The organism is Azospirillum sp., from assembly GCF_035627195.1.
In the GTDB taxonomy this organism is placed as follows: Bacteria; Pseudomonadota; Alphaproteobacteria; order Azospirillales; family Azospirillaceae; genus Azospirillum.
Genome location: NZ_DASPMG010000070.1, coordinates 43,226 through 53,783, shown reverse-complemented (window position 1 = coordinate 53,783; position 10,558 = coordinate 43,226). Strand labels below are relative to the sequence as shown.

Sequence of the window (10,558 nt, the reverse complement as noted above, 5' to 3'; positions counted from 1 at the left end):
GCACCTCGGCGATGCTGGTCGCCATTCGCTTGCCGCCGCTCGCCATCAGCAGCGCGGCGCCGACGTTGACCACCAGCAGCGCGATCACCGCAGCGAAGCCAAGCATCAGGCGCCGGCTTATGCGCAGGTCGTTGTACCAAGTCATGAGCATCCCCCGTCTGAAGCGTGCGCCCGTTCGTTTTGTTCGTATGACGCACAATGAGGATGGGTGGAGTCTCTTAACAGAGCGTTTCAGTGGGGTATAGGGGCGTCCTGATTTTTGGCGTTTGCTGCGATAATTCACAAAAAAACTTACAAAACGACTAAAACCTCTCCACCGCAGGATGTATATTGCAAACTGTTTGTCAGAAGATTTCCTCGCTTAGGAGGAGGCAATTGCATGGGAGCACGTTGCAACCTAGTCCGATCTTGGGTTTCATCGCCCGCTCCTGGTCGAGTAGCTCAGCCATCCGGCTATCACCCTCGCAGATTGGGGAGTGGGGGTTTCCCGCGCCGGATTCTCCCCGAAGGCGAGTTGCATCATGCCGGAGGAGACGTCTATGGGCGCGTGATCTGAGGAACTGGCGAGGGGAAGGGCGCCGTCAGAGCCCTGAACTCGTTCCATCCCATCCGGTGGTTGTGCGACAGGTCTATTCCTGGAGGAACTCGCCGGCCTCAGGTCACAATCAAAACGTGCGCAAAGCTGTTTACGCCGCGGACGGCGCGCTGGTTTGCTTGGCTGCAAGAATATCCGTTCCCGTAACCCACCCACGATCAGAGCTGTTCGACCAGCCGCTTCGCCAAGGGTCGGTCGAGTCCGCTGCCCCGCCGTCCATCCACCGCCTCACCCATTTGCCCGAACGGCAAAGGCTCTGAGAAAGGCTGCGGGAGCGATGTCAACTCCGGTGTCGGTACCCGCAGCAGCGGCCGGCCGCTGAGATCGTGCAACGCGTCCACCGGCTAGGCTATGGCCACCCGGTTGCGTCCAGACCGCTTCGCCTCGTACAGGGCGCCGTCGGCCCGCTGCAGCACGGTTTCTACCGTGGCGTCGTCCGGCTCCCACGTGGTGACGCCAACGCTGATGGTGACGGCAAGCTCGCCCATGGACCATTCCGGCGACGCCCGCTCCACCGTTTCCCGCAGCCGCTCGGCCACGGCGACGCCTGCAGCGCTGTCGGTTTCCGGGAGCAGGACGGCGAACTCCTCGCCGCCGAGCCGCCCGAGGACGTCCTGGTCGCGCAACGCCATCACGCAGGTGTCGGACAGGCGTGACAGGACCTGGTCGCCGGCCGCGTGGCCGTGGGTGTCGTTGACCTGCTTGAAGTGGTCGATGTCGAAGAGGATCAGCGACAAGGGATGGCCGTAGCGATGGAAGCGACGGCTCTCCGCCTCGGCAGTCTCCATGAAGTGGCGGCGGTTCGGCACGTTGGTCAGCACGTCGATGGTCGCCAAGCGCCGCAGGTCCTCCTCGAGCTGCTGGCGCCGCGCGATCTCGACGTTGAGGTCGACGTTCTTCTGGGCGAGTTCCGCCAGGACCCACTGAAGGGCGTCCTTGTTGTTGAAGAGTTCGAGGAAGACCCCGACCTTGGCCAGCAGCACCTGATCGTTGATCGGCTTCTCGATGTAGTCGACGGCCCCGGTCCCGTAGGCGCGCAGGCGGTGCCGCTCGTCCTTGTACGCGGCCGTCAGGAAGATGATCGGGACGGCTTTCGTGCGCTCCTCGCCGGACAACAGCTCGGCCAGTTCGTAGCCGTCCATCTCCGGCATCTGCACGTCGAGCAGGAACAGGGCGAAGTCATGGTCCAGCGTCAGCGCCAAAGCCTCATTGCCCGATGCCGCCGCGATGACCTCGGCATCCACGCGGGCCAGCAGCCGCTTGAGGACAACGAGATTGGCCAGCGTGTCGTCGACGACCAGGATCTTCGGCCGCACATGGCCGGGACCGCCGCGGTCGGCCTGGGTGTCCATGCGCAGGATCGCCCGCTCGCAGGGCTCGGAACAGACCGCGATCTGGCAGATTTGATTGTCGTCGCTCATCGGCCGCCCCGTCGTTTCCGAGCTGTGGTGCTGTCCGGCATGGCGTGTGACGCCGCCGACAATAGTAAGCTTTCTACTCAAATTATTCCAGTTCGCTGGTGCTCCCGTGCGAGCGCCGAGCACAGGAAGCCGGCGATGCCGCCGAGCGGAACAACGTGGACGGCGGCGCCGATGTCGATGGCCGCCTGCGGCATGGTGGCGACCGCCGCCGTCGCCGGATCCTGGGCGACGGTCAGGCCGCCGGCCCGCCGGATGGACAGCAGTCCGCAGCTGCCGTCGCTGTTGGCGCCGGTCAGCAGAACCCCGATCAGGCGCTCGCCGTAGGCATCGGCCGCCGTCTCGAACAGCACGTCGATGGCGGGACGGCAGTTGCAGACCTTGGGGTCGACGGACAGCGAGAAGGTCCCGTCCGCTTCGAGGAGCAGATGGTAGCCGCCCGGAGCGAGATGGACGTGGCCGGGAACGGCCGGCGCCTTCTCCTCGGCGGCGGAGACCTTGAGCGCGCTGTCGCGCTCCAGCACCTGGACCATCAGCGCGTCGCCATCGGCCCCATGGTGGGCGACGACGATCATCGGCACCGGGAAGTCCGCCGGCAAGCCGCGCAGGATCTCCCGCAGCGCCTCGATCCCGCCGGCCGAACAGCCGACGACGATCGCGTCAACGCACGGTGGGGACAGCGACGTCGTCAAGCGCGGGAACCTTCCGGTAAATCTTCTGGGCCGCATCGAGGGTCTCGTAGCGGCCGGCGAGGTCCGAGAACGCCAGGGTCTCCTTGCGGCCGAGGCACAGCACGCCGTTGCGCGCCAGACTGTCGTGGAAGAGGTGCAGCACCCGGTTCTGCAAAGCCCGGTTGAAGTAGATCAAGACGTTGCGGCACAGCAGCAGGTTCACCTCGCAGAAGACGCCGTCGGCGGTGAGGTTGTGGTGCGCGAAGGAGATGTTGCGCTTCAGCCGGTCGTCGACCTTGGCGAAGCCGTAGCGGGCGTGGACATACTCCGTCAGCGAGCGCCGGCCGCCGGACTTCAGGTAGTTGTCGGCGAAGCCGCGCATGCTCGTGAGGGGGAAGACGCCCTCCTCGGCGCGGGCGAGGGCTTGGTCGTTGATGTCGGTCGCGTAGATCTGGACGCGGTCGTACAGCCCCTCCTCCTCCAGGAGGATGGCCAGCGAGTAGACCTCCTCGCCATAGGCGCAGCCCGCCTGCCAGACGTTGATCCGGTCGTAGGATTGCAGCATCGGCACCACCTGGGTGCGCAGGCTGCGGAACATCGGCGGGTCGCGGAACATCTCCGATACCGGCACCGACAGTTTGCCGAGGATCCGCGGCAGCACCCCCTCCTCGTGCAGGATCAGCGGGATGGTGTCCGCGATCCGCGCGCAGCCGAGGTCGGCGGCGATGCCGGCGATGCGGCGCTTGAGCGACGCCCGCGCATAGTCCCCGAAGTCGTAGCCGTGGCGGCGGCGCAGGGCGTCGACGAACAGCTCGACTTCGATGGCTTCGATGTCTGCCGTCTTCATGGCGCGCTCACCCCTCCCCTTGTCTCCAGCGGCCCTCAATGGGCGCCGAGCCAGACCCGCATCATCGACAGCAGGCGCTCGGTGTCGATCGGCTTCGCCAGATAGTCGTTGGCGCCCGCCTCCAGGCACAGCTCGCGGTCGCCCTTCATCGCCTTGGCGGTGAGCGCCAGGATCGGCAGGCTGGCGAATTGCCGCTGCTTGCGGATGTTCCGGGTGGTCTCGTAGCCGTCCATGCCGGGCATCATGATGTCCATCAGCACGATGTCGACCTTCGGGTTGGCGTCCAGCTGGTCGAGCGCCTTCTGCCCGTCCTGGGCGATCAGCACCTTGAGCCCGCGGGCGCGCAGCACCTTGGACAGGGCGAAAGCGTTGCGCATGTCGTCATCCACCACCAGGGCGGTGCGGCCACGGAACACGCCTTCCGCGTCCTCCCCGGTGAGGGCCATGACCCGGCGCTCCTCCTCCGGCAGCTTCGCCTTGACGCTGTGGAGGAACAGCTTGACCTCGTCGAGCAGCCGTTCCTGCGAGCGGCCGCCCTGGACGATGATGCTGTCGGTGTACTCGCGCACCCGCAGGCTCTCGTCCTTCGACAGCGGGCGCCGCGCGTGAACGATCACGGACGGCAACACCGGCACCGCCGCCCTGGCCCGCTCCAGCAGCGTCGCCCCGTCGGTGTCGGGCAGATCCAGATCGAGGACGATGCCGTCGACCGCCATGCGCCCGAGAATCGCCAGGGCCTCCGCGCCGGTATCGGCACCAACGACCTCCACAGCCTCGTTCTTGAGGAGATCGGCCGCGGCCTGCCAGCCGCCGGGCTCGGGATCGACGACGAGCACCCGCTTGGTGCCGTTCGTTCCACAGCGGGAGGGGGCCAGCCGGTCGAGCAGGGCATCGAGCTGCTCCTTGGTCACGGGCTTGGTGAGGAAGCTGGCCGCGCCCTTGAACAGGCCCTTCTCCTGCTCGCCCGAGGCCGAAATGAAGTGCACCGGAATGCGGCACAGGTGCGCGTCGTCCTTCAGCCGGTCGATCACCGCCCAGCCGTCCATGCCCGGCAAGCCGACGTCGAGGATGATGCCGCTGGGCCGGTGCTCGCCGGCAAGCCGCAGGCCGGTTTCGCCGTCCGCCGCGGTGAGCGTCCGGAAGCCCCGCTTCGCGGCGAGATCGGACAGCACCATGGCGAACACCGGGTCGTCCTCGACGATGAGGATCAACCGCTGCCCCCCGTCCGGGGAGGGGCCAGCCATCGCGTCGAGCGTCCGATCCACAGTCGAAACCGTGGGCTTGGCGGCATCAACGGCCGTTTCGCCGGGCGTGAGCGGCACCAGCAGCGTGAACGCGCTCCCCTTGCCCACCTCGCTGCGCACGCCGATGTCGCCACCGAGCAGCCGGGCCAGCTTCTGCGAGATCGACAGGCCCAGTCCTGTTCCGCCGAACCGGCGGCTGGTCGTGCCGTCCGCCTGCTCGAACGCACCGAAGACGCGGTCGATCTTGTCCGGCGGGATGCCGATCCCGGTGTCGGTGACGGTCACCGACAGCATCGGCGCACGGCTGTCCGGGGCCTCGGCGCGGCCGAAGCGAACGAGGACGCGTCCCTGTTCGGTGAACTTCAGGGCGTTGCCGACCATGTTGGTGATGATCTGGTCGACCTTGCCGCCGTCGGTGCGCACCGTGTGCGGCAGGTCGGGAGAGATCTCCACCTCCAGCCCCAGGCCCTTGGACTCCGCCATGCGGCCGAATTGCCGGGTGACGGTGTCCGCCACGGCCCGAATGGAGACGTCCTCCGGCCGGACGTCCATCTTGCCGGCTTCGACCTTCGACAGGTCGAGGATGTCGTTGATCAGGCGCAGCAGGTGGCTGCCGCTCTCGTGCACGATCGTCGCCGACTCGACCTGATCGGGGTTGAGGTTCCCTTCCTCGTTGTCCGCCAGCATCTTGGACAGGATGAGCATGCTGTTGAGCGGCGTGCGCAGCTCATGGCTCATGTTGGCCAGGAATTCGGATTTGTACTGGCTGGCGCGGCTCAGCTCCTGCGCCTTGTCTTCGGCCTCGGTGCGCGCCCGCTCCAGGGCGATCTGCTGCTCCTCCAGCGCGGCGGTCTTCTCGGTGAGCTCCTCGTTGATCGCCTGCAGCTCTTCGCGCTGCGCCTTGAGCTCCTCCTCGGACGCCCGCAGCTCCTCGGCCTGGTCGGCGAGATCCTGCGACTTCAGGCGCAGGCCCTCGTTGGCCGTCTTCAGCTCGGCCTGCTGCGCGGTCAGCGCCTCCTCCGACTCCCGCAGCGCCGTCGCCTGGCGCTGGGTCTCGCCGAGCAGCGCCTGGGTCTTCAGGGAGCGGTCGAGGTTTTCCAGGATCAGCGCCGCCACCGGCAGCGCCTCGTCGAGCAGCGCCTGCTGGAAGTCGGAAAACTCCTGGAAGGCGGCGATCTCGAGCACGCCCAGCAGGGTGTCCTTGAAGCACATGGGGGCGGCAATGATGCGCCGGGGCGAGGCCTCGCCCAGACCGGAACTGATTCGCACGTAGTCGTCCGGTACTACGCTGAGCACGATCGGCTTGCGCTCCAGCGCGCATTGCCCGACCAGCCCCTCGCCCAGCGCGAAGCTGTTGCTCAGCGACTTGCGCTGCGTGTAGCCGTAGGTGCCGAGCAGGGCGAGCCGCTCCGTCCCGCGGTCGTAGGTGTAGAAGACGCCATGCCCGCCGTGCAGCAGGGGGACCAGGGTCTGAACCAGGGTCTGCGCGAAGTCGCGGTGCGTTTCCGTCTGCTGCAGAGCGCGGCCCAACTCGGCGACGCTGGTCTTCAGCCGGTGCTGCGCCTCGGTGCGCTCCGCCATCCGCTTGAAGACGTCCGCCGCCCGCGCCATGTCGCCGATTTCGTCGCGGCGCTCCATGCAGGGGATCTCGACGGACCGGTTGCCGGAGGCGAGGCCGTTCATCGCTGCCGTCAGGCGCACGATGTGCGGCGCGATGCTGCGCGAGACGACGGCGGTGAGCAGGGTCAGCAGGGCGGCGGCGAGCACGGCCACGACGATGCCGACCCGTTGCGACCAGGCCAGGGTCCGCACCGCCTCGTCGCTGGTCTCCGACGCCCGCGACCACGCGGCCTCCCGGGCTTCGCCGGCGGTGCGGGCGATGGCCTGGACGGCCAGATCGAGATCGTGCAGCCCGGCCTTGAGGATCTCCTCGTTCTGCAGCCACGTGGTGATCAGGCGCAGGTAATCCTGGGTGACCGCGCGCAGCTCGGCAAGGCGCTTGCCCAGGTCCGCCGGGATCCGGCGCTGCTCGGTCTCGCGCAGCACCGCCAGCAGTTCGGCGCCCTTCGCCCGGACGGCCTCGTAGTCCTCGGCCAGCCCGTAGATGATGTGGTTCTTTTCCGAGATCCGCATGTCGAAGGCCAGCCGTTCGATGCGGACCGCGGCCTTGTGCAGCTCAGCGCCGGCGAAGACCTCGCTGAGTTCGGCCCGGCCCGTCGCGGTGTCCTCGACGCGCTCGGCGGCCGCGGCCAGCTCGTTCGCCTGGGTGAGGACGGCGATGCCTTGTTGGCGCAGCTTGGCCTCGGCCTTGGCGTTGTCGTCGATGGCGCTCAGGCTGCGCTTGGTGATCTCGGCGAAGGCCTGGGCGTCGCGCCGTGCCCGTTGCGCGATCTCGAGCGTGCGGGCGTCGTTGATGCCCCGGGCCACGTCGACGAGGCGGTCGAGCGCCCCGTAGATGCGGTCGAGCGCCTGCAGCATCTCGGCCTTGCTCGCGTCATCGCGCTTGTTGAGGAAGCGCTGGGCCTGGAGCCCGGCGACGAGCGCCTGCTCCTCGACGTCAACGACGGCGGTGATCTTCGGGAAGATCTGTCCGGTGATCCGGCTGACAATTCCGTCGACCGCGCCCATGGAGACCATGCCGACGCCGCCGGCCAGCGCCACCAAGCCCAGGGCGGCCACGAAGCCGCCGAGAATGCGCACCCCAATCCGCATACCGCCATCCCCAAGATGTCCGCGCACCGACACACCGGGAGCGGGTGCCGCCAGATGCCCATCAAAAAAAACCACAATCGCCGGACAGGCATTAAGGATCGGTAAGGGGCAGGCCGGAGGGTTCCGTTCTGGCCATCGTGGAAGACGTGAATCGCGCCAGGGTTGTTGGTGTGGGCGGCTTACGGCGTTGCAAGCTTTCCGTTACAGCATCCGGACGTGGATGAAGAGGGCCTTGGATTCAATAAGTTCAGGCGGGGGCGCTGAACAGGGCGGGGATCGCCGAAGCTGTGGCCAAGCTGCAGTTCCCCGATTGGCCGGCAGACTTCCGTCGGATCGAATGATGATCAAGGGGACCGCCACGGCGCCTTTCTGAGTGCTGCTAAGGCTGGCTTTTGCCCGACCTCGGGTCCAGGGGGTTTGTCAGGCCTGAACTGAACCGTGCCGTGTTTGCGCTCGCTTCCAGGCCTGATGCCGCGCCTGTTCGGCAGCCCGAATGCGGCGAGCGAGCACCGCCTTGCCCAAAGCCCGAAGCGTTGCATTTGCCTCAGGAGCGGACCACGGCCGCCGCAACCGGAGCGCCCCCTTCCTGAGGACAGGATGCGCCGGCGGGCGGCATGCCGGGCGCCGGCGCACCCAGCTTGGCGCCCGGGTGCGGAAAGCGGATGGTGTGGACCATGCCGTCATCTTCGACGGTGCGGAGTGTGCCGTCGATGCCCTGCACCAGGGAGCGCACGAGCGACATGCCGAGGCTCCCGTCGCGGGGCGCCTGCCCCTCCATGCCGACACCGTCGTCGCGGATCACCAGCTCGCACGCGTGCGGTTCGCGACGCATGCTGATGTCGACCCGGCCGCTCCGCCCGTCGCGGAAGGCGTACTTGAGGGCGTTGGTCAGCAGTTCGTTGACGACCAGCCCCATCGGCACGGCGTGGCTCAGCGGCATGGTGACCGGGTCGGCCTGCACCCGGACGGCCACCGGCTGGACGCCGACCAGCGTGTTGCGCAGGTCGTCGCACAGGCCTTCGAGAAACTCCTTCATGTCGACGGTCGCCTCGGTGTCGCGCCGGGTCAGCCGTGCATGTACCCGGCCCATGACGCCGACCCGGTCGGCGGCCGTGGCCAGGGCTTCCCTGGCTTCCGGATTGCCCAGTGTCCGCCCTTGCAGGTGGAGCATGGCCGAGACGAGTTGGAGGTCGTTCTTGATGCGGTGATTGACCTCGCACAGCAGGACGTCCTTCTCGGCGTCCGCCGCCTGGAGGCGCCGCACGAGGTCCTGCAGATCCTGTCCGCGCTGGTTGACCGCATCCACGGCCTTCCGCAGATCCTCAATGATGCGGACCATCAGCAGGGCAATGGGCACGTACAGGGCCAGCGCGACGCCGTTGGGCAGATCCGGCCAGTCGAACGAGAAGCGCGGAGGAATGAAGAGGAACCAGGCGCACACCGTGCCCAGGACGGCCGCGTAGAGGCCGGTGCCGTGATCGAACAGCAGGGCGATCAGCATCACCGCGGGAAGCAGGATGAGGAACGGGTAGCCCGGCAGGACCGTGTCGAGGGCGAGCCGGACGACCACGAACACGGCGAGGATGGCTGTCGCCGCCGCGTACTGCTGAAAACGGGTGAACGTCCTCAGGGCGGAGGCCCGGGCGATGATGCGGTGCATGGAAGGCTGGGTTTACGCTGGTGTGCCGGAGTAAAGAACCGTTCAATGCCCGCAGGAGCGCCGGGATCTGAATAGCTGGGGATACCGGCAGGCCCCGGCCAGGGGGGCGGTGTGATGAAAATGGAACAAGGGCCGGAGTTGGGCGGCCGGAGCCGGCCCCGCTCCCTGCCAACGCCAACGCGCCAAAAGAAAAGCGTCAACGGTCGTTTCCAGCAATCACCCAGCAATCACCATACGGGAAAATCGCGCGCAATCCGGCGCCTCTCGTGGCATCATCGCGGCGATCAAGTGCTTGATAGAGAAGATATAGTAGCGTCTTGTCGCATATCGGCGCTGCTCCGTCCCATCAATGGCATTGTAGAGGTCAGGAGTTCGATCCTCCTTGGCTCCACCAAACAAGACAAGGGCTTGGCTCAGAGATGGGCCAAGCCCTTGTCGTTTTCGGGCCACCGGCTGGCCACCGGCCGGAAGCGTCGGGGCGTGCCATTTTGCGCTCCGGGCTGTTCCCTTCATGCCTGACGAACATCCGGCATACGTCTGAAGAAAGACCGGGAGCATCCCATGACTCACCATGGACGGTTCGGCATCGGCCCGGCGCGCGCCGGGGCCGCTTTCAGCCAGGGCGGCATCGACGCCTCGGCGCCGCGCCTGCTGGTCGTCGACGATCATGGGCTGGTGCGGCACGGACTGGCGTTGGCGATCCGCACGCGCTTTCCCGCCGCCGCCGTGTTCGAGGCCGCCTCCCTGGCCGAAGCGGTCCGGCGGGTGCGCTCCGTCGGCCACTTGTCGGCGGTGCTTTATGACGTGCAGTTGGGCGACGCCGACGGGCTGCCGGGGGTCGAGGCCATGCTGCGCGTCCTGGGCGACGTGCCGCTGGTGGTCATGTCCGGCTCGCAGGACGCGGCGCTGGTCGCCGCCTGTCTCCAGGCCGGGGCGCGCGGCTTCCTTCCCAAGGGCGGCGAGGCCGAGATCCTGGACCACGCCCTGCCCATCATCCTGGGCGGCGGCATCTACGCCCCGCTGCCGCGCCCGGCGACGGCATCGGCACCGACGGCGTCGGCAGCACCGCCCTCCAAGCCGCCGCTGCCGCACGGCGCGGTGGAGGCGCTGACCGACCGCCAGCGGGAGATCCTGCTGCTGCTGCTCCAGGGGCAGTCGAACAAGGAGATCGCCCGCTCGCTCGGCATCGTCGAGGGCACCATCAAGGTGCACCTGCGCAGCGTCATGCAGCGCCTGGGCGTACGCAACCGCACGCAGCTCGCCCTCATGGCCGCCAGCGCCGGCCTGGGCTCGCGAGGCGGTTCGTGAAGGGGGAGGACGGGTTCCGTCGCCCCGGCACGACACCGCCGGGCTGAACCGCCGCCGCCCCGATGAAGGCGCGCCGCGGAGACCGGGAGCGACCGGCGGCCAC

6 protein-coding genes are annotated in these 10,558 nt (G+C 67.6%); 1 reads left to right on the top strand and 5 read right to left on the bottom strand.

The annotated features are described in order from the left end of the window. Positions 1 to 939: 939 nt before the first annotated feature. The 5 genes from VED21_RS06040 to VED21_RS06020 all read right to left on the bottom strand — a co-directional run bounded on the left by VED21_RS06040 (position 940) and on the right by VED21_RS06020 (position 9,147). Positions 940 to 2,016: a diguanylate cyclase gene (locus tag VED21_RS06040; RefSeq protein WP_324881423.1), complete on the bottom strand. Its 1,077-nt coding sequence runs from the start codon at positions 2,014 to 2,016 to the stop codon at positions 940 to 942. 77 nt (positions 2,017 to 2,093) lie between these two features. Continuing rightward, positions 2,094 to 2,705 (bottom strand): chemotaxis protein CheB, encoded by a 612-nt coding sequence (locus tag VED21_RS06035; protein WP_324881422.1) that lies wholly within the window; start codon positions 2,703 to 2,705, stop codon positions 2,094 to 2,096. After that, positions 2,674 to 3,531 (bottom strand): protein-glutamate O-methyltransferase CheR, encoded by an 858-nt coding sequence (locus VED21_RS06030; RefSeq protein ID WP_324881421.1) that lies wholly within the window; start codon positions 3,529 to 3,531, stop codon positions 2,674 to 2,676. Before VED21_RS06030 ends, VED21_RS06035 begins: the two co-directional genes overlap by 32 nt. A 35-nt stretch (positions 3,532 to 3,566) precedes the next feature. After that, positions 3,567 to 7,487 (bottom strand): response regulator, encoded by a 3,921-nt coding sequence (locus VED21_RS06025; RefSeq protein ID WP_324881420.1) that lies wholly within the window; start codon positions 7,485 to 7,487, stop codon positions 3,567 to 3,569. A 544-nt stretch (positions 7,488 to 8,031) separates the two neighbouring features. Beyond that, the gene (locus tag VED21_RS06020) at positions 8,032 to 9,147 is read right to left on the bottom strand and encodes a sensor histidine kinase (protein WP_324881419.1); all 1,116 of its coding nucleotides are present in this window, start codon (positions 9,145 to 9,147) and stop codon (positions 8,032 to 8,034) included. Positions 9,148 to 9,708: 561 nt separating this feature from the next. Between VED21_RS06020 and VED21_RS06015 the strand changes: the two genes are divergently transcribed. After that, positions 9,709 to 10,455 (top strand): response regulator transcription factor, encoded by a 747-nt coding sequence (locus VED21_RS06015; protein WP_324881418.1) that lies wholly within the window; start codon positions 9,709 to 9,711, stop codon positions 10,453 to 10,455. Positions 10,456 to 10,558: the final 103 nt, after the last annotated feature.